15 protein-coding genes are annotated in these 19525 nt (G+C 73.7%); 5 read left to right on the top strand and 10 right to left on the bottom strand.

Translation table 11 applies throughout. The annotated features are described in order from the left end of the window. On the bottom strand, positions 1-800 hold an 800-nt coding region (locus tag AB0L25_RS14475), incomplete at its 3' end, for a DUF6801 domain-containing protein (protein WP_500171997.1). Positions 801-1218: 418 nt separating this feature from the next. Between AB0L25_RS14475 and AB0L25_RS14470 the strand changes: the two genes are divergently transcribed. Continuing rightward, positions 1219-2922 (top strand): serine/threonine-protein kinase, encoded by a 1704-nt coding sequence (locus tag AB0L25_RS14470; RefSeq protein ID WP_500171995.1) that lies wholly within the window; start codon positions 1219-1221, stop codon positions 2920-2922. A gap of 58 nt (positions 2923-2980) precedes the next feature. Here the strand turns inward: AB0L25_RS14470 and AB0L25_RS14465 are convergent, their stop codons facing one another. From AB0L25_RS14465 to AB0L25_RS14455, 3 genes are read right to left on the bottom strand one after another with little or no spacing between them, the layout of a single operon-like run. Then, entirely contained in the window at positions 2981-3985 is a 1005-nt protein-coding gene (locus AB0L25_RS14465) for a cupin-like domain-containing protein (protein ID WP_500171993.1), read from the bottom strand. Between the two features lie 33 nt (positions 3986-4018). Then, positions 4019-5437, bottom strand: a complete 1419-nt coding sequence (locus AB0L25_RS14460; protein ID WP_500171991.1) for a DUF6801 domain-containing protein — start codon at positions 5435-5437, stop codon at positions 4019-4021. A 19-nt stretch (positions 5438-5456) separates the two neighbouring features. Then, complete coding sequence (locus tag AB0L25_RS14455) at positions 5457-6998, bottom strand: dolichyl-phosphate-mannose--protein mannosyltransferase (protein WP_500171989.1); 1542 nt, start codon at positions 6996-6998, stop codon at positions 5457-5459. A gap of 296 nt (positions 6999-7294) precedes the next feature. Between AB0L25_RS14455 and AB0L25_RS14450 the strand changes: the two genes are divergently transcribed. From AB0L25_RS14450 to AB0L25_RS14440, 3 genes are all read left to right on the top strand, one after another. Next, a complete protein-coding gene (locus tag AB0L25_RS14450; protein ID WP_500171988.1) occupies positions 7295-8467 on the top strand; it encodes a serine hydrolase domain-containing protein in 1173 nt (390 codons plus the stop codon). Between the two features lie 171 nt (positions 8468-8638). After that, a complete protein-coding gene (locus tag AB0L25_RS14445) occupies positions 8639-9862 on the top strand; it encodes a PucR-like N-terminal domain-containing protein (RefSeq protein WP_500171986.1) in 1224 nt (407 codons plus the stop codon). A gap of 145 nt (positions 9863-10007) precedes the next feature. Then, the gene (locus tag AB0L25_RS14440) at positions 10008-10637 is read left to right on the top strand and encodes a DUF4232 domain-containing protein (protein WP_500171984.1); all 630 of its coding nucleotides are present in this window, start codon (positions 10008-10010) and stop codon (positions 10635-10637) included. Here the strand turns inward: AB0L25_RS14440 and AB0L25_RS14435 are convergent. From AB0L25_RS14435 to AB0L25_RS14425, 3 genes are all read right to left on the bottom strand, one after another. After that, entirely contained in the window at positions 10629-11711 is a 1083-nt protein-coding gene (locus AB0L25_RS14435) for a hypothetical protein (protein WP_500171983.1), read from the bottom strand. The two genes, AB0L25_RS14440 and AB0L25_RS14435, sit on opposite strands and share 9 nt — an antisense overlap. Before the next feature lie 156 nt (positions 11712-11867). After that, on the bottom strand, positions 11868-13457 hold the full coding sequence (locus AB0L25_RS14430) for an AMP-binding protein (RefSeq protein WP_500171981.1): 1590 nt from the start codon (positions 13455-13457) through the stop codon (positions 11868-11870). Between the two features lie 114 nt (positions 13458-13571). After that, on the bottom strand, positions 13572-15131 hold the full coding sequence (locus AB0L25_RS14425) for an MDR family MFS transporter (protein ID WP_500172012.1): 1560 nt from the start codon (positions 15129-15131) through the stop codon (positions 13572-13574). Positions 15132-15278: 147 nt separating this feature from the next. Between AB0L25_RS14425 and AB0L25_RS14420 the strand changes: the two genes are divergently transcribed. Then, positions 15279-15860, top strand: a complete 582-nt coding sequence (locus tag AB0L25_RS14420; protein WP_500171980.1) for a TetR/AcrR family transcriptional regulator — start codon at positions 15279-15281, stop codon at positions 15858-15860. Between the two features lie 250 nt (positions 15861-16110). Here AB0L25_RS14420 and AB0L25_RS14415 read toward each other — a convergent pair whose 3' ends face one another. The 3 genes from AB0L25_RS14415 to AB0L25_RS14405 form a co-directional block, all read right to left on the bottom strand. Continuing rightward, entirely contained in the window at positions 16111-17253 is a 1143-nt protein-coding gene (locus AB0L25_RS14415) for a phosphorylase family protein (RefSeq protein ID WP_500171978.1), read from the bottom strand. A gap of 10 nt (positions 17254-17263) precedes the next feature. Then, positions 17264-17614 (bottom strand): tetratricopeptide repeat protein, encoded by a 351-nt coding sequence (locus tag AB0L25_RS14410; protein ID WP_500171977.1) that lies wholly within the window; start codon positions 17612-17614, stop codon positions 17264-17266. A 61-nt stretch (positions 17615-17675) separates the two neighbouring features. Beyond that, the gene (locus tag AB0L25_RS14405) at positions 17676-19409 is read right to left on the bottom strand and encodes a pyruvate dehydrogenase (protein ID WP_500171975.1); all 1734 of its coding nucleotides are present in this window, start codon (positions 19407-19409) and stop codon (positions 17676-17678) included. Positions 19410-19525 lie beyond the last annotated feature (116 nt).

Here is a 19525-nt window from a genome sequence, read left to right as displayed (position 1 = left end):
CGCGCCGTCATGCGCGGCGACGTCCGCCCGGTGGTCGGCGTGGGGGTGGGCGTGGGGGTCGGGGTAGGCGTCGGCGTCGGCGTGGGGGTCGGCGTCGGCGTCGGAGTCGGGGTGGGGGTGGGCGTGGGGGTCGGCGTGGGCGTGGGGGTGGGGGTCGGGGTGGGGGTGCCCTCGACGATCTCGAAGGTGGCGAAGGGCTCGTCCTGGCCCGGGTCCTTGGTGCACTGGACCTCCTGGCCGCCCGGCCAGACCTCGGTGCCGTCCGCCCGCTTCGGGTTGATGACCTGCGTCATGTTGCCGACGTGGATCTCACCCGGGCCGGTCTGGGTGAAGACGAGCTGCGGCGCGGCGCCCGTGGCGATCAGGTCCCAGGCGGCCCCCGGACGGTTCGGGACGGGCGTGGTGTCGAACATCGCGTCCACGGCGACGGGCAGCGACGGCGACTCCGGCACCGACAGCGTCGCCTGCGCGGTGGCCCAGCCCTCCAGGGTGGCGGCCTGGACGGCGCGCAGCCCGTTGTGGATGGTCGGGGTGATGTGCGCCGTCGCCTCGATCTCGAACGCCGGCGTCTGCTCGCCCACGGCGATCTCCGTCGGGATGTCGGAGCGGACGTCGACGACGAGCGGCTGGTTGCCGATCAGCGGGAAGACGCAGTGGTAGTTGATCGTCTGGTGGACGGGCTCCGCCATGGCGGGCGCCGCGGCCGCGACGCCGAGCGCGGTGAGGCCGAGGCCGCCGATGGCGGCGGCGGCCAGGCCGCTGACGGTCCGGCGCGTGCGGTTGCTGAGCTTGCCTTCCAACTTTCTGCCCTTTCTGGACGGGACCCGGTGCATCAAGCGACGCACCGCAGAGTCGAAACGCCCCCCGAAAAATCAGATCTTGGAAAAGCTCTGATATTCGTTGCCGTAAGTTACTCGGCGGGCGAACGGCATGTCTGTGCCGAGCAATGACAAAAACGCGGAGCCCGCCACTCAACCCCATCAACAGATACGGATGCGTTTCTCAATGTCGCGAGAAGGCCGCGAATTAATCATTTTCCGAGCAGCGGCGGCCGGCATTGCTCACCGACTGACAGAGAACGCCCGGGCGGGCGCGCCGCGCGGGCCGCGCGGCGCGGGATTTGTCATTTCGTGAGCGCCCGCGCTTCCGCGACCGGGCCGGTTGCTGAGATCATCGGCGCTCGGACGGAACGGAACGGTCTTCTGGGAGGTGCCCGGCATGGAGCCGCTGCGGCCGGAGGATCCCCGCGAGGCGGGGCCGTACCGGCTGGAGCGGCGACTCGGCGGGGGCGGGACGGGCCGCGTCTATCTCGGCCGCTCCCGGGACGGCCGCCCCGCCGCGGTCAGGATCGTCCGCGCGGAACCGACCTGGGACGCGTCGTTCCGCAGCGGGTTCGCGCGGGAGGTCGAGGCCCTCCGGAAGGTCGGCGGCCCGCGCGTCGCGCCGGTCGTCGACGCCGGCGTGGACGCCGACCCGCCGTGGCTCGCCACCGCCTACGTGCCGGGCCCGTCCCTGCGGGACGCCGTCGGCCTGCACGGCCCGCTGCCCGCCCCGGCGCTGGCGGTGCTAGGGGCGGGCCTGGCGGAGGGGCTCGCCGCCGTGCGGGCCTGCGGCCTCGCGCACCGGGACGTGAAGCCGTCGAACGTCGTGCTGGCCGAGGACGGCCCGCGGCTCGTCGACGCCGGCGTCGCCCGCGCCCTCGACGCGGCGGCCCGCACCCTGCCCGGCGGGCCGCTCGGCGGGCGGGCCGGGACGCCGGCGTTCATGTCCCCCGAGCAGGCGCGCGGCGAACCGGCGGGCCCGCCCGGCGACGTGTTCGCGCTGGCGTCGGTGCTGGTCTTCGCCGCGACCGGGCGCGGCCCGTTCGGGACCGGACCGGCCCACGCGGTCCTCCACCGGGTCCGGCACGAGCGGCCCGACCTGTCCGGCGTCCCGTCGCCGCTGGCGGAGCTGCTGGCCGCGTGCCTGGCCAAGCGGCCCGACGACCGCCCCACCGCGGACACCGTCCTGGACGCCCTCGCCGTCCCGGCCACCGGCGCGCCGTGGCCACCGCCGAACGTGACGGCCCTGGTGGACGAACTCCGCGCCGCGACCCTCGAACCCCCCGCCGCCGAGCCGGACGCGCCGGACGATCCGGTGGAGCGGGCGTCCCTCACCGTGGCGAACTTCGGCCGGAGCGACCTGCAGATCATCGTGGACGGCGCCGCGCGGTGCGCCCTCCCGCCGGGCGGGCGGGAGACCCTGGCCGTCGCGGCGGGCGGGCACTCGGTGCAGGCGCGGGCGGCGGAGCAGGCGAGGCCCTCCCGGCGGCGCAGCCCGCTGAACCGCGTCGAGGCCCGACCGGGCGAGGACGTCCGGCTCGCCTTCGCCGTTCGCGGCAGCGGCGGGACGAAGCCGGTGCTCACGCGGATGGCGCTCTTCACGGGGCCGCGGGTCCCGGTCGCGGCGCGGGTCGCGGCGCGCTGGGGCGTGAAGGGCGCGCTCCTGGGCGGCCTGGTCTGCGGCCTCCTGCTGTCGGCGGGGGCGCTCGACGGCGCGGGCCGGTCCGCCGGACGGACGCTCGCGACCTTCCTCGCGGCGGGCCTCGCGGTCGGGGCCGCGGCGGGCTTCCTGCTCGCCCTCCTCCTGCGGCCCCGGAGCCTCCGCCTGGACTCCCGGGGCCTCACCGTCTTCTTCCCCCGTGGACGGTTGTGGAGGAAACGGATCCGCTGGCGGCGGCTCGCGGAAGCCGCCCTGGTCGGCGCCGGGCCGGACGCCCGCATCGTCGTCCGCTACCGCGGGACGCCCGGCCGTCCCGGTCGCGGCCGGGACGGCGTGGTCGTGTGCCAGGTTCGGGACGTGAGCGACGGGCACGACCTCGCCGAGCTCCGCCGGGCCCTCGCGTGGTTCGCGGGCGACCTCTACACGGACCGGACGCCCTGACCGTGCCCCCTCGGACGCGCCCTCGGACGCGCCCTCGGACGCCCCCTCGGGCGCGACCTCAGAGGTGCTGGTACGTCGTGTAGTTCTCGGCGAAGTCGTTGTAGCGGCGGAAGTTCGTGAAGCTCATCGTCGCGGTCGTGTCGAGGCCCTCGACGTAGTGCCACCAGCCGATCGGGATGAACAGCAGCTCGCCCGGCCCGAGGGTGCACTCGTGCACCTGCGCGTTCCGCATCTTGGGGAACCGCGCGTCGTCCACGTCGCTCGCGTCCACCTCGGAGTAGCAGTGGACGTTGTTGTAGATGTACGCGGTGTCGTGCAGCGGCACCAGCTTGACGTGCTTGCGCCCGATGACCTGCGCCATGAAGTTGTTCGTCAGGTCGTGGTGGTAGGGCGTCTTCGTGCCTGCGGGGCCGAGCCAGAAGAAGCTCTTGCCGCGCGTGTCGCCGTCGAGGTACTCGTCGATCGGGTCGATGTCGTTCCACAGGACGTCCAGCGCGTCCTGGTTGCGGGAGCCGTTGTTGGCGGTCATGTAGAAGTCGTTCGTCCGGCCTGCTCCCTCGACGAGGTCGAGGTACTCGCGGAACGGCATGACGCGCTTGTGCTTGGGGCCGTTAATCTCGTAGTTCTCGTCGGACTCCCGGCCGAACTGCACCTCGACCTCGCGGTCGCCGCAGCGGTCCCGGAAGTAGTCGAGGCTCCATTTCTCGAGGGCCGGCCACGACTTGAGCATTCCGGTGATGATGACGGGCCGGTTCTGCGCGTAGTACTCCTCGAAGAACTCGTCCCGGGACGGACGTTCGCGCCGTTCGACCACGCCGCTGCTCGCCCGCATCCGGGCGAGGCGCCCGTAGACGGTGAGGGTCCATTCGCGCTTGCGGAGCCGGTTGGCGACGCGCGAGCCGCCCTGCACGTACGGGCTCTCCAGCGCCGCGTTCACCTCGCGGTCGGCTTCGGCCGCGCCGAAGTCGTTCTGCACCAGCACCGCGCGGATCGCCTCCGGCGGGTTGCCGAGGAGCAGGTTCTCGGCGATCCAGCGGCGCCACTGCTCGATGGGAGGGGCCACGGTCTTCTCCTTCGCGACGGGGGTCGGCCGGGGTCAGCCGGAGGCGGACCCGGAACGGGACGGTTCGGGCAGCACCGGCGGGCAGCCGATCTGCGCGAACGGGATGCAGGTGGCGCCGAGGGTGACGCGGAGCAGGTTCTTCGGGCCGGACACGGACCCGGTGAACAGCGGGTCGAGGTCCTCGCCGGCGCCGCAACCGGCGAACGGCGGGATGGCGAACGTCCCGTCGAGGACGCCGCCCTCGAGGATGTTGGTCATCGTGCCGGTGAGCCGGAGGTCGGCGGGGACCTCGGTGCGGCAGCGGTCGCCGACGTCCAGCGGCGTGCCCTTCACGCTGACGTCGTGGATGCGGATCGACATCCTCATGTGCGCGTTGACGGTCTGCACGCCGGTCTCCAGGTCGGTGATCGCCTCAACGGAACCGTAGACCGGTTCGCCCGCTTCCAGGGGCTCCTGGGTGAGTTCCATCGTCGCCGTCGTCGGCATGAGGCCGAACGTCAGGAACGTCGACCGCGACCGCAGCGGGGTCACGAACCGCTGCCGCAGCTCCGCGCCCGTCGAGGTGATCTTGTAGATGACGTTGGTGAGGGCCGGGTCGGCGAACTCGGGATCGTTGACGATCGCCGCGCCGTCCAGCTTCGTCACGTTCGAGAACCCCGACAGGTAGATGCAGCCCGACATCCACGTCGTGTCGGGACCCTCGTAGGTGCCGCACTCCGGCGGCGTCTCGCCCGGCGGGTCCGCGGCGGGCGGGGCGGCGGCGCGCGGCGCGGCGGGCGCGGACGTCCCGGGCCCGGTGGGCGCGCCCGGACCGGCGCCCGGCGCCCCGGCCCGCACCGGGACGCTCGCGAGCGTGACGTCCTGGTCCGCGACCGGCTCGCAGGTGACCGCGACCGGCCCCGCGCCCTCGGGCGTCCGGCCCGCGGCGTCGCGCGGGTCGAGGTTCAGGGTGAGGGCGGCCGCCTCGAACGTGAGCGCGCCGGTCGCGGCGGGCGTCACCGGCGGGACGTCCCCGGACGCCTCCAGCACCAGGTCCGCGCCCGCCGCGACGGTCGCCGCCGGGGCGGCCAGCCCCGCCCAGGTCACCGGCGTCGGCGTGCCGCCCTGCGCCGCGACGACCGCGAGCGCGGCCGTCCCCGCGACGGACGCGGCGCCCGCGGGCAGGCCGGCCGCCGGGACGGCGTCCGCCGGGATCGTCGCGGTGACGGTCGCGCGCCCCGGCCGGACCGGCTCCCCGGCCGTCCCGTCCGCCGGGAAGCCCGCGCGGACGCGGACGTCCACGTCCCGGGACGTCCCGGACGGGAACGCGCACGCGTACCGCAGCGTCGCGTCGGCCTCCACCGCGCGGGCGGGCGCGGCGCCGCCGCCCGCGACCACCGCTCCGGCCGCGGCGGCGGCGAGCGCGACCGCCGCCGACGTCCCGCGAACCCGACGCGTCACCCGGTTCGTCATCTGCGCACACCTCGCATGGTCAGCTCCAGCCGGGAAGCCACAGGCGCGCCTGCCGCGCGGGCTCGGGGAGCGGTTCGGCCGTCAGGATCGGGTGCAGGTGGTACAGGTTCGCCGCAACGACCAGGACGTACACGACGCCCGCGGCGCGCGCGGTGACGGGCAGGGCCGCGTGCAGCCGCCCGGCGAGCAGGACGAGCGCGAGGACCGCGAACGGCAGCATCGGCAGCATGTACGTCGAGTACATCGTCCGGTCGTCGAGCGCGGCCGGGAACCACGGCAGCCAGCACGCCAGGTAGCCGCCGACGACCGCCGCGCCCCGCCGGTCCCGGACGAACACGGCGACGGCCGCCAGCGCGGCGATCGACGCCCACCAGATCGCGGGCGTCCCGACGTGGGCGATCTCGGCGACGCACGGCTCCGCGCCGCAGCCGTCCGACGCCGCCCGGTACATCGCGGCCGGGTGCCCGAGCCACGGCCAGTCCCACGGCCACGACTGCGCCGGGTTCGGCTCGGTGACGCCGGCGTGGAAGTCGAGCGTCATCGCGTGGTAGTGCCACAGCGACCGGATCGGGTCGAGGAACGACGGCCACACGTCGCTCGGGTGGTGCTCGGCCCAGTCCCGCTGGAACCCGACGACCCGGCGCCCGAAGATCGCCTGCTGCAGGCCCGTCCCGGACGCGAACCAGCCCCACCAGCTCGCCGCGTAGACCGCGCCCGCGACCACCCAGAACTGGACGAACGACAGCGGAACGTCGAGCCTCGCCGTCGTCCGCCAGGGACGTTCGGCGCCCGCGTCGCGGCGCGCCTTCCGGTCCCACAGCAGCGCCAGCACCCACAGGAACGCGACCGCGTAGACGGCGGACCACTTCGTCGCGCAGGCGAGGCCGAAGCAGAGCCCGGCCGCGAACCGCCACCGCCGGACGAGGAACCGGCCGGCGCCGCCGGCGAGCGCGGCGCGCGTCCGGTCGCCGTCGACGACGAGGCACCCGAACCCGGCGACGAGCCACAGCAGCAGGAACACGTCCAGCATCGCGAGGCGGCTCGACACGAGCCACGCGCCGTCGAGGGCGAGCAGCAGGCCCGCCGCGCAGCCGAGGACGGTCGACCCGGTCATCCGCCGCGCGGTGCGGGCGAGGATCAGCACGGTCAGGACGCCCGCGAGCGCGGCCGCCGCGCGGAACCCGAACGGGCCGGCGCCGAACACCGCGATCCCGGCGGCGATGAACCACTTGCCGAGCGGCGGGTGCGCCGCCCACGCGCCGCCGCCCGCGAGCCCCGACTCCGGGTGCCCGGCCAGGAAGTGCGCGTTCGCCGGATACCCCTGCCGGTCGGCGTTCCAGTTGTGCTCGACGCCGAAGTGCAGCAGCGACCACGCGTCCTTCGCGTAGTACGTCTCGTCCCAGACGAGCGCGTGCGGCTCGCCGAGCCGGTGGAACACCAGCGCCCCGGCGACGGCCGAGACGAGCAGCGGGCCGAGCCACCCCCACGGGACGGGACGACGGGACGGCCGCGGCGCGTCGTCCGCGCGTCCGGTCTCGTCCAGCGCTGCCGAGGCGGTCACCGTCAGCCTGCCTTTCGCCGTGGTCCCGGCCGGGGGCGCGGCCCGGCCGGGAGTTCAGGACCGTAACGAGCGGCGAACCACCGGATAAATCGAGTTCACGACGAAGAAAGGAGCCGCATTCCGCAGTCAAGTGATGACCTCGGCGGCGTTTCCGAAAAATTGTCGTCCGGGGACAATTTTCGGCGCGGGAGGGTGTCGTCAGGTACACCCCCCGCCGGGGGCTGGGCCCAGTGCGGGCACGGGCGCGCACCGGAAGAGTCGATCTTGCCGAACCGCACCGCACCCTGGAGGCCCGCATGCCGCGCACCCGAACCCGCCGCCCCGCCGCCCGCCGGTCGCTCGCCCGCGCCGCGCTCGCGGCGGCCGTCGCCGCGACCGCCGTCACCGCCGTGGCCGTCCCCGCCCAGGCCGCGCCCCACGACCGGCACGGCGGGCACGGCCGTCCCGGGCAGCACGAGCGGACGGTCGAGGCGTGGGCGGACCGGCTCGTCGCGGACGGCGCGCCCGGCGTGACGATCATGACCCGGCGCGGCGGGCGCGTGCACCACGCCACCGCCGGCGTCGCCGACAAGGCCACCGGGCGCCCCATGGACCACCGGCTGCTGTTCCGCATCGCGAGCGTCACCAAGTCGTTCACCTCGACGGTCGTGCTGCAGCTCGCCGCCGAGCGGCGGCTGTCGCTCGACGACACGGTGGAGAAGTGGCTGCCCGGCCTGGTCCGGGGCAACGGCAACGACGGCTCGAAGATCACCGTGCGGCAGCTCCTCGCGCAGACGAGCGGCCTGCACGACTACACGTCCGACCCGCGGATCTTCGCCGAGCCGGCGCGCTCCTGGACGCCCGAGGAGCTCGTCGCGATCGCAATGGAGACCCCGCCGCACCACGCGCCCGGCACCGGCTGGAACTACGCGAACACCAACTACATCCTCGCCGGGATGATCATCGAGCGGGCGACGGGGAACACCGTCGGGCACGAGTACGAGAAGCGGATCTTCCGGCCGCTGCGGCTGCGCGACACGTCCTACCCGGAGACGAGCACCGCGTTCCCCGGCCCGTACGTCCACGGCTACTACTTCGACTTCGGCGACGTCAGCACGCTGGTGAGCCCGTCGAGCGCCCGCGCGTCCGGCGGCATCGTCTCGACCGTGGACGACGTCGCGCGCTTCCACCGGGCCCTGTTCACCGGGCGGCTGCTGCCGCACCGGCAGATGCGCGAGCTGACGACCGTCCGGCCCGTCAACGACGGCGGGATCGTCGAGGACTACGGCCTCGGCGTCGCCCGGATCGCGTTCTCCTGCGGGTACGCGTGGGGGCACGACGGCGGCTTCCCCGGCTACCGCACCTGGACCTACACCAGCGCCGACGGCAAGCGCCAGGCCGTGATCACCTACAACGAGTCGGCGCTGGAGACCGACACCGCGTTCCGCGCCGACCTCGCGAAGGCCGCCGACGCCGCGTTCTGCTCCTGACGCCCGTCCGCCGCCCGGCGGAGATCACCGCTCGCGGGTTCTTGTAACCCGCTGAGCAGTGATCTTCGCGTTTTGTTCCCGTGCCCTACAGAAACCGCGCGGGCACCGTGCGTACGGTCGGGGACCACGGCCGGACGCCCGGCCGCCCGGAACGGCGACGGAGGTGCCCCCGTGTCCAGAACCGTCGAAGCCGCAGGCCCCGCCGAGCGGGCGGGCCGGGTCCCGCCGCGGCTCGCCCGGATCATGCGGCCCGAACTGCCCAGCCTCGCAGGGGAGATCATCACCGAGATCCGCCGCGGCATCCCCGCCTACGCGCGGCCGCTGGACGGCCCGTACGGGCAGGTGCTGCGGCTCAGCGTCGAGCACAACCTCGCCGCGTTCGTCGACCGCGTCGCCGCGCCGCCCGGCCCGTCCGACGCCGGGGCGCGCGGCGAGGGCGACCTCGCCCGGACCGCCCGGATGCTCGGCCAGTACGAGGCCCACGAGGGCCGCACCCTCGACACTTTGCAGGCCGCGTACCGGATCGGCGGGCAGGTCGCGTGGCGGCGGGTGATGAAGGTCGCGCCCCGCCACGACATCTCGTCGGCCGTCATGTCGCGGCTCGCCGACGCCCTGTTCAGCTTCCTCGACGAACTCGCCGCGCTGTCGCTGGAGGGCTACCTGGAGGCCCGCGAGCGGCCCATCCCGGCGCTGGACGAGCGCCGCCGCCGGCTGCTGCGGCGCGTCCTCGAGCACGCGCCGCACGAGGCGTCCGAGATCCGGCAGGCCGCGCAGGCCGCCGGGTGGACGGTGCCGGACGACGTCACGCTCGTCGCCGTCGAGCCCGAGTCGCGGTGCGTGTGGACGGCGCTGGACGGCGACGTCCTCGCCGACCTCGAGACCGACGCGCCGCACCTGCTGATCCCGGGCCCGTTCACGCGCGCGCGCCGCGCGATGCTGGACGCCGCGGTGCCGGACCGCCGCGCCGCGATCGGCCTGACGGTTCCGCTGCTCCAGGCCGCCGACTCGCTGCGCTGGGCCCGCCGCGGCCTCGACCTCGCACTGGACGGGGTGGTGGACGACCGGGTCGTCCAGTGCGAGGACCACCTGGTCACCCTGTGGCTGTTCTCCGACCCGGCGCTGGTCGAGCAGCTCACCCGGCGGCGCCTCGGCATCCTGGACGGGATGACGCGGGGCCAGCAGGACCGGCTGACCGAGACGCTGCGGACCTGGCTCGTCACCCGCGGCACCGCCGCCGAGATCGCGGCGGAACTGCACATCCACCCGCAGACCGTGCGGTACCGGATGCGCAAGATCGAGCAGACGTTCGGCGCCGCCCTGGCCGACCCGGAGACCCGCTTCGGCATCGAGGTCGCCCTCCGCGCCGCCCACCTACGCCCCGCCCCCACCCGCTAAGCCCTGCCCACCCCGTCCACGTGCGGCCGAGTGCTCGAAGCCCATATAGGAGAACTGCACACGCGACCGGACCGGGCGGCCGTTCGCCGTCTATGCGGTCGTCAGCGGTCGTCCCGGAGTTCGGGGGTCTGGGAGGATCGGGGTTGTGCCCCTTTTCTTCCGATTTGCCGGGCGGGTGGTGGTGGTCGGTGCCGCGCTCGCGGTGCTCGGTCCGCTCGCGGCCGGGTGCGGCTCCGAGGTCCACACCCCGCCGGCCGCCGGTGCCGCGCCCGTCCCCGAGCCGGGCGCGTCGGCCCCGCCGGGCTCGGCGACGCCGCCCGTCTCGCCCATGCCCACGCCGCGGGGGCCGCGGACCGCGCGGACGGAGTGCGCGCCGGACGGCGTCCGCCTGGAGGCCCTCGAACCGGACGCGGCGATGGGGCTGCGCGGGATGCGGGTGACGCTCGTGAACTGCGGCGACGCGCCCCGCCGGCTGAACGGCTACCCGGCGCTGCGGGTCCTCGACGGGGCGTTCAAGCCGTTCGAGGTGCGGGTCGTCGAGGGCACGAACACCGTGCCCGACCCGGGGCCGCAGGCGATCACCGTGCGGCCCGGCGCGTCCGCGTCGGCGGTCGTGGTGTGGCGGAACACGGTGACCCACGGGACGAACGTCAACGGCACGTTCCTCGAGGTCGGGCCGGGCGGCGGGATCCGCCCGGCGAGCCTGCGGGTGCCGGGCGGGATCGACCTCGGCACGACCGGGCGCCTCGAAGTGACCGCCTGGTCGCTATCGTGACGCGCGCCGGGCGTGCGGGACCGTCCACTGCCCGTCCGGCCGCACCGCGACCGGGCGGACGCCGGGCGGCGCGGGCCGGACGGGCCACCCGGCGGGCGGCGGGCTCTGCGGGACGCCCGGCCCCGGACGGACGACCCGCGGCGGCGCGGCCGCGATGCCCGCGGCGGCGGTCCGGCGGCGCTCGTGGCGGGGGAAGGCGAGCAGCGCCAGCACGGCCAGCAGCACGCCCGCGACCCGCAGCCCGAACGGCGCCGCGTCGCGCGGCCACGGCTCGCCGAACAGCAGCGTCGCCGACAGCAGCAGGTGCGTCTTCGCCGTCACCGTGACGACCGTGACGATGATCGTGAGGCGGCACCGCTGCAGCCCGACCGACACGAGCCCGAGGCCGAGCGTGCCCGCCAGCAGGAACAGGTACGGGTGCGGGGTCGCGAGGACGCCGAACCCCGTGCCGTCCGCCAGCAGCATCGCCGTGCCCAGCCCGAACGCCTCCGTCGCGCCGAGCAGGACGCCCGCGCCGACCCCGTACGCGATGCCGGTGACGGGGCGCGCGTGCCGGCCCGCGACGGGCCGGTCGCGGACGCTGAACATCCAGATCGGCACGGCCAGCGACGGCACGAACACCAGCGCGGCCTTCCACAGCGACAGCGCGCCCGCGGCGTCCGCGCCGCCGGTGCGGTGCAGCGCGTCGGCGAGCGTCCCGCCGTCCCCGGGCAGCACCGACAGCGCGGCCGTCACCATCGCGGCGACGGTGACGACCACGGCGAGCCACTCGCGCGACGTCGGCCGCTCGCCGAACCCGCTCATCCCGACGACCAGCAGCAGCACCAGGCTGAGGCCGTAGGCGGGCAGCGCGGCGATCACCGGCAGCGTCACCAGCGCCGCCGCCGAGACCGCGAACCCGCCGATCAGCAGGAAGACGGCGGCGAGCCAGCGGGGATCGCGCAGCAGCTCGGCCCCGGCGTGCAGCGGGTGCCGTCCGCTGATCGGGTCGGCCCGCCCGACGGCCGTCTTGAACAGGACGAAGGCGACGATGTAGACGGCCTGCGCGGCGCAGGCGAGGACGACGGCGTGCATGGCGCACCTCCGAGGGCGCGGCTCCCGTGGGCCGGGACGCGGGGGCGCCCGACCGCCCGTTCACCAGCCGGACAATCGTTCTTCATCGGATGGTGACATGAGGAGACCCTGCGGCGATTCGCCGCAGGGCACGGAGATGTTCGCGTTTTTGTGCGCCTAGGTGACAGTTCGCGAATCGCCTTCGGATTCCGCGGACAGCCGCCGCCGGACGACCTTTCCCGTCGCGTTCCGCGGCAGTTCCGCCACGAAATGCACGTCGCGCGGAACGGCGAACCGGGCGAGGTGGTCGCGGACGTGCGCCCGCACGGCGTCGGCGTCGAGCGACGCGCCGTCCCGCAGGACGACGAACGCGGCCGCGCGCTGCCCGAACTTCTCGTCCGGCACCCCGGTGACCGCGACCTCCCGCACGTCCGGCAGGCCCTCGATGACCTCCTCGATCGCCCCCGGGAAGACGTTCTCCCCACCGGAGACGATCATGTCGTCGTCGCGTCCGTGCACGAACAGCCGTCCTCGCTCGTCGATCCGGCCGACGTCCCCGAGGCTGATCATCCCGTCGCGCATCTCCTTCGCGGCGCCGCTCGTGTACCCCGCGAACAGCAGCTCGTTCGCCGCGAAGATCCGCCCGACCGTCCCCGCCGGGACCCGTTCGCCCGACTCGTCCAGGATCGCGACGCGGGTGCCGGGCGGCGGCGTGCCCGCGGTGTCCGGGGCGGCCCGCAGGTCCGCGGGCGTCGCGATCGTCACCCACGACGCCTCCGTCGACCCGTACAGGTTGTAGAGGACGTCGCCGAACTCGTCCATGAACGCCGTCGCGAGCGTCGCGGGCAGCGCCGACCCGCTCACCGCCGCGATCCGCAGCGACGGCACCGCCGGCCGGTCCGGGACCTCCAGGATCCGCTGCAGCATCACCGGCACCGCCACCAGCGCGGTCGCCTCCGTCGCCGCGATCGTCCGCAGCGTCTCCGCGGGGTCGAACCGGGGCCGCAGGACGATCGTCGCGCGCAGCGAGATCGCGACCTGCAGCATCGCGTAGCCCCAGGTGTGGAACAGCGGCGCCTCGATGAACATCCGCTCGTGCACCCGGTACGGGATCCGCGACAGGATCGACGTCAGCGGCGACAGCCCCGGCCGCGACTTGCGGTCGGCCCCCTTCGGGCGCCCGGTGGTGCCCGAGCTGAGGACGATCGTCCGTCCCGTCTTCGCGGGCGGCTCGACCTTCTTGCCGTCGTCGCCTGCGACGAGCGCCTCCAGCTCCGCGTCGGTGAGGGCCCGCACGCCGTCCGGCAGCGCCTCGAGGAACCCGCCGAACTCCTCGTCTGCGATCACCACGCCGACCTTCTGCTCCTCGACCACCAGGACGAGCTGCTCGACGCTCATCCCCGTGTTCATCAGCACCAGGTCGGCGCCCGCCTTGCCGCACGCGGCCAGCGCCTCGATCATCCCCCGGTGGTTGCGGCACAGGACCGCCACCACCTTCCCCCGCACCTGCGCGGCCAGCCGGTCGGTGCGCGCGTCGAGCTCCCCGTAGGTCAGCTCGCCCAGATGGTCGACGATCGCGACCCGGTCCGGGTCGCGGGCCGCGGCCGACGCGACCGTCCCGCCCAGCACGGTGCCCCACCTGCGCAGGGCACCGAGCTGGCGCGCGACCCGCAGCGGCGGACCCGGACGCCACAGCCCGCTCCGGGCGAACATCCCGCCCGCCCGCGCGACCGACGCCGTGCGGCGTCCGAACTCCGATCCGCTCATCGGCACTCCCCACCCTGGTCGTTTCGGGTTTCCGACCGTACGGATGGGGAGTTGGCGGTTTCTTCTACTTCAGCCCAGCTCTTCGGGTCCGCCGTTGTCAGTGAACTGACAACCTCACGACCCGCCGAGCTTCGCCGGGACGCCGGCCTCCGCGTCCTCCGGCGCGTCCGGCTCGGGCAGGTCGAGGCTGTCGCGCAGCCGCACCGGCTTCAGCGCCGCCGCCGCGACGATCCCGACGACCGCGATGGCCGCGGAGATCAGGAAGATGTGCCCCGTCGCGTCGCCGTACGCGGCCCGCACCACCTCGCGGATCGGCGCCGGCAGCGCCGCCACGTCGAGGTCGCCGCCCGCGCCGCCGCTCTGCGACGCCGGGACGCCCAGCTTCGCGAGGCCCTCGGCGATGCGGTCCGCGACCTTGCTCGCCAGTACGGCCCCGAGCACCGACACGCCGATCGTCCCGCCCAGCGAGCGGAAGAACGTCACCGTCCCGCTCGCCGCGCCGATCTCGTTCAGCCGCACCGAGTTCTGCACGACCAGTACCAGGTTCTGCATCGTCATGCCGACGCCCGCGCCGATCAGGAACATCCCGACGCCGAGGTAGACCAGCGACGTCTCGTGGTCGATGACCGACAGCATCGCGAACCCGGCCGTCAGCACCACCGACCCGATGACGATGTACTGCTTGACCGTCCCGGTCTTGGTGGCGAGCCGTCCCGCGATCGTGGACGACCCGAGGACGCCCAGCATCATCGGGAACGTCAGCAGCCCGGCCTTCGTCGGGCTGAACCCGCGGCCGATCTGGAAGTACTGCCCGAGGAAGACGGCCCCGCCGAACATGGCCATGCCCACCGCCAGGCTCGCGATGATCGCCAGGGCCGTGTTGCGCTGCGCCACGATCTTCAGCGGCACGATCGGCTCGCGCACCCGCGCCTCGACCCACACCGCCGCGGCCAGCGGCACCAGCCCGCCGGCCACCATCGCCGCGGTCTGCCAGGACAGCCACGCGAAGTCGTTCCCGACGAACGTCACCCAGATCAGCAGGACGCTCACACCGCCCGCGATGAGCATCGCGCCCCAGTAGTCGATCTGGACGTCGTCCCGCCGGAACACCGGAAGCTTCAGCGTCTTCTGCAGCATCACCAGCGCGATCGCCGAGAACGGCACGCCGATGAAGAAGCACCAGCGCCAGCCCAGCCACGACGTGTCGACGATCAGTCCGCCGAGCAGCGGCCCGCCGACCGTCGCGACCGCCATCACCGCGCCCAGGTAGCCGTAGTAGCGGCCCCGGTCCCGCGGGCTGATCATCGCGGCCATGATGATCTGCACGAGGATCTGCAGCGCCCCCATGCCGAGGCCCTGCACCGCCCGCGCCGCGATCAGCTGCTCGGTGTTCTGCGCGAACCCGGACGCCAGCGACGCCACGATGAAGATCACGATCGCGATCTGGAGCAGCAGCTTCTTGCTGTAGAGGTCGGCGAGCTTGCCCCAGATCGGGGTGCTCGCCGTCGACACCAGCAGCGTCGCCGTGACCACCCACGTGTACTGCGACTGGCTGCCCTTCAGGGCACCGATGATCTGCGGCAGCGCCGTGGACACCACCGTGGAACTGAGCATCGCGACGAACAGCACCAGCAGCAGGCCGCTCAGCGCCTCCAGGATCTGCCGCCGCGTCATCGGCGGCGGCGAGGGGGCACGCACACTCAAGGAACGCCTCCGGGAAGTAGTGGGAACGGAAATTTCAAGGCCGCCCGGACGGAATATATTCCCTCTGCGCAAAGTTTCTCAGAGGGCAACATCGTCTACCGCTAGGGTCCTGGAGGCATGGAGAGCCTGCGCGAGCGCAAGAAGGAGGCCACCCGGCGCGCCCTGCACCGCGCCGCGATACGCCTCACCCTCGACCACGGATTCGACAACGTCACGGTCGAGGCCATCGCCGACGCCGCGAACGTCTCCCGCCGCACCTTCTCCAACTACTTCGCCGCCAAGGAGGACGCCCTCCTCTACGGCGACGGCGAGCGCATGCAGTCCCTCCTGCGCACCTTCGAGTCCCGTCCCGCGGCCGAACGCTCGTGGCCCGCACTGCGCAACTCCCTGCACGCCCTCATGGAAGAGGTCGGCGAACCCGACCCGGAGTGGGCCGCACAGGCCCGGCTGGCGCGCGCGCACCCGTCCGTCCTGGCCCGCCAGCTCGCCCGGTGGGCCGAATTCGAACGCACCCTGTCGTCCCTCATCGCCGAACGCGACGAACTCCCCCCGGGCAGCCCCCGCGCCCGCATCCTCGCGGGCGCGTTCATGACGAGCCTCCGCATCGCGTCCCTCGCCTGGACCGACCGGCAGCCCCCGCGCCCCCTCGCGGTCGTGGCCGACGAACACCTCGACGAAATGGCCCGATCTTTCGAGTGACGCATGACGGCGGCGGCGAATAGGCGCGCAGCAAATCCGGGCAGCATTTCCGGGCGGTTCCGGAAAGCGTGCACCGCGTGTCCGGTACCGGACGGGAACGCGACGGACGGCGGGCCGTCGAAAGGGCCGAGAGGCGGTGACGCCGATGCGGCGGATGGCCGGTTACGTGATGCCGGTGTTCCAGCACGGTGCTGAGCGGCGATCTCGGGGCGGAGGTGCGCGGGTTCCGGTCGGGGGTGGTGCTGCTGCGCTACCGGTCCTGATCGGCGCCGAGGAGGGGTTCGTCGGCGGCGCGGAGCTCCTGGTTGGGGAGGCCGTCGGGGTAGTCGCGGCGGACGCGGTCGAGGGCGGTGAGCGCGATGTCGAGGTGGTGGCGCTTGCTGGCCTCGTAGAAGGAGCGGGCGCCGGCGGAGAGCTTGAACTCGGCGTGGAGGGGCTTGTCGGAGACGCACAGGAGCGTCGCGTTGGGGATGCGGTAGCGGAACCCGTTGGCGGCGATCGTCGCGGACTCCATGTCGACGGCGATGCAGCGGGCGCTCTTCATCATGGCGAGGGTGCGGCGCTGGTTGAACTCCCAGTTGCGGTTGTCGGTGGTGTGGACGACGCCGAGGCGGTAGCGGGCGTCGGCGGCGTCGAGGCTGTCGAGCAGGACGGTGTTGAGCCGGTGGTTCGGGATGACGGGGATGTCGAGGGGGAGGACCTCGTCGAGGACGTGGTCGGCGCGCTGGTAGGCGGTGGCGAGCACGAAGTCGCCGAGGGCCTGGTGGTTCCGCAGCCCGCCGCAGTGGCCGATCATGACCATGGTGTCGGGGCGCAGGACGGCCAGGTGGTCGGTGATGGTCTTCGCGTTGGACGGGCCGACGCCGATGTTGACGAGGCTGACGCCGGAGCCGTCCGGGGCGGGGTGGTGCCAGGCGGGCATCTGGACGCCCGGACGGGACGGGCCCTCGGCGTCGGGGAAGCGTTCGCGGAACGACTCGACGTGCATCGCGTAGTTGGTGAACAGGACGTGCCGCTGGAAGCGTTCGGCGGGCGTCCCGGTGTAGTGCGCGAGCCGGTCGAGGGACAGCGCCATCCGTTCGGGGCCGAACAGGAAGAGCTTCTTGCCGCGCAGGTCGACGCGGTCCTCGTCGAGGGCGTCGAAGAAGGCGGGGTCGTCGAACCGGAGGGCGGGCCGGGACGCCCGGACGGACACGTCCGCCCCGGCCTTGATGAGCGCCGCGAGTTCGCGGCGCAGGTAGGGGCGGATCGCGTCCGGCCGGGCGAACTCCCCGGTGATCTGGGGATTCGCCGTCGACCACGGGCGCCGGACGTCGACCGCGGGGTACCAGCCGTCCGCGGCGACGGCGTCCAGGGCGTCGAGCAGTTCCTCGACGGGGGGTTCGGTTGCCACGGGGGGCAGCCTAGGCCAGGTCGGCGGCGGTGAGGGAGACGTCGACGGGGGTCGCCTGGGCGACGCCCATCGCGGCGGCGAGGTTGTGGTGGACGCGCGCCTCGCCGGCCCGGCTCTGGCGTTCGAGGGTCCGGGCGAGGGCCTCGTGGGCCCACCCGTCGCTCGGGTCCAGGTCGAGGAGCCGGCGGAGCGTCCGCTCGGCGGGCGCGAGCTGGGCGCTGTGGAAGTAGGCGCGGGCCAGCAGCTCGACGGCGGACCGGTTGCGCGGGTCGGCCTCGACGACGGGCGCGAGCAGCCGCGCGGCGGTGGCGTAGTCCTTCGCGTCGAAGAACATGCGCGCCCGCTGGAAGTCCTCGTACATCTCGTGCCCCCTTTCCTCGCCCGCCCCAACCCGCCGGGTACGGGGTTTGTTCCCGGGGCGGTCAGGGGCGGGGGATGTTGCGGAGGTTGCTGCGGGCGAGGTCGACCATCTTGCCGACGCCGCCGGTGAGGACGGTCTTGCCCGCGGAGAGCGCGAACCCCTTGATCTGCTGCGGGGTGATGCGCGGCGGGATGGAGAGGGCGTTCGGGTCGGTGACGACGTCGAGGAGGTAGGGGCCGGGAGCGGCGAGGGCGCGCTCTAGGCCGGGACGGACGTCGGCGGGGCGCTCGACGCGGGACGCGTCGATCCCGGACGCGGCGGCGATCGCGGCGAAGTCGACGGGTTCGTGGTCGGTCTCGTAGGACGGGAGGCCGTCGACCATCATCTCCAGCCGCACCATGCCGAGCGACGCGTTGTCGAACACGATGATCTTCACGGGGATCCGGTGCAGGCGGACGGTGAGGAGTTCGCCCAGCAGCATCCCGAGGCCCCCGTCGCCGGCCATGGCGATCACCTGCCGCCCGGGGGCGCCGTACTGGGCGCCGATGGCGTGCGGCAGCGCGTTGGCCATGGAGCCGTGGACGAACGAGCCCATCACGCGGCGGCGCCCGTTCGGGGTGATGTAGCGGGCGGCCCACACGTTGCACATGCCGGTGTCGACGGTGAAGATCGCGTCCTCGGCGGCGAGGTCGTCCAGGACGCTCGCGACGTATTCGGGGTGGATCGGCGTGTGCTTCTCGATGTCGCGCGTGTAGGCGGAGACGACGTTCTCGAGCGCGCGCGCATGCTGGCGCAGCATCGACTCCAGGTACGTGCGGTCGTGTTTCTGCTCGACACGGTCGAGCACGAGGCGGAGGGTCTCCCCCACGTCGCCGTGGATCGCGAGGTCAAGCGGTGTGCGGCGGCCCAGGCGGGACGGGTCGTGGTCCACCTGGATCGTGTTCCGCAGCGGCAGGAAGTCGTCGTAGGGGAAGTCGGTGCCCAGCAGGACGACGAGGTCGGCCTCCTGCATGGCGTCGTAGCAGGCGCCGTAGCCGAGGAGGCCGCTCATGCCGACGTCGAAGGGGTTGCCGAACTGGATCCATTCCTTGCCGCGCAGGGCGTGGCCCACCGGGGCGAGGGTCTTGTAGGCCAGCGCCATCACTTCGGAGCGCGCGTCCCGGGTGCCGGAGCCGCAGAACAGCATGACCTTGCGTGCGTGGTTCAGCGCGCGCGCCAGCTGGTCTACCTGGTCGGCCGGTGGACGGACGATGCCGCGGCGGACGAGGAAGTCGTGGTCGCCCGTCGGGTGCGCGGCGTCGCGGCTGGCGACGTCCCCGGAGAGGGTGAGGACGGAGACGCCGCCGAGGCCGATCGCGTGCTGGATCGCCGTCCGGAGGACGCGGGGCATCTGCGCGGGCCCGTTGATCGCCTCGCAGTAGTGGCTGCAGTCGACGAACAGCCGCTCGGGGTGCGTCTCCTGGAAGTAGCCGGTGCCGATCTGGGTGCTCGGGATCTGCGACGCGAGCGCGAGGACGGGCGCGCCCGAGCGGTGCGCGTCGTAGAGGCCCTGCACGAGGTGGGTGTTGCCGGGCCCGCAGCTCCCGGCGCACACCGCGAGCCGTCCGGTCGTCTGCGCCTCGGCGGCCGCCGCGAACGCCCCGGCCTCCTCGTTGCGGACGTGCACCCAGTCGATGCCGCCGGTGCGGCGGACGGCGTCCACGACGGGGTTGAGGCTGTCGCCGACGACGCCGTAGATCCGGCGGACGCCCGCCCGGTGCAGCACCTCGATGAACTGATCCGCGACGGTCGCCATCGCACCCCCTGGCACGTTCCGTGATGGTGTGCTCACGGAGATGCCCGGTGATCCGCCCCTGACACCCCGGACGTCCGTCAGGCGGCCTGGGCCGGCCTGCCGGCGGGTGACCGGGG

The organism is Spirillospora sp. NPDC052242, assembly GCF_040679555.1.
Classification (GTDB): Bacteria; Actinomycetota; Actinomycetes; order Streptosporangiales; family Streptosporangiaceae; genus Spirillospora.
This window is presented reverse-complemented; position numbering and strand designations above follow the sequence as displayed.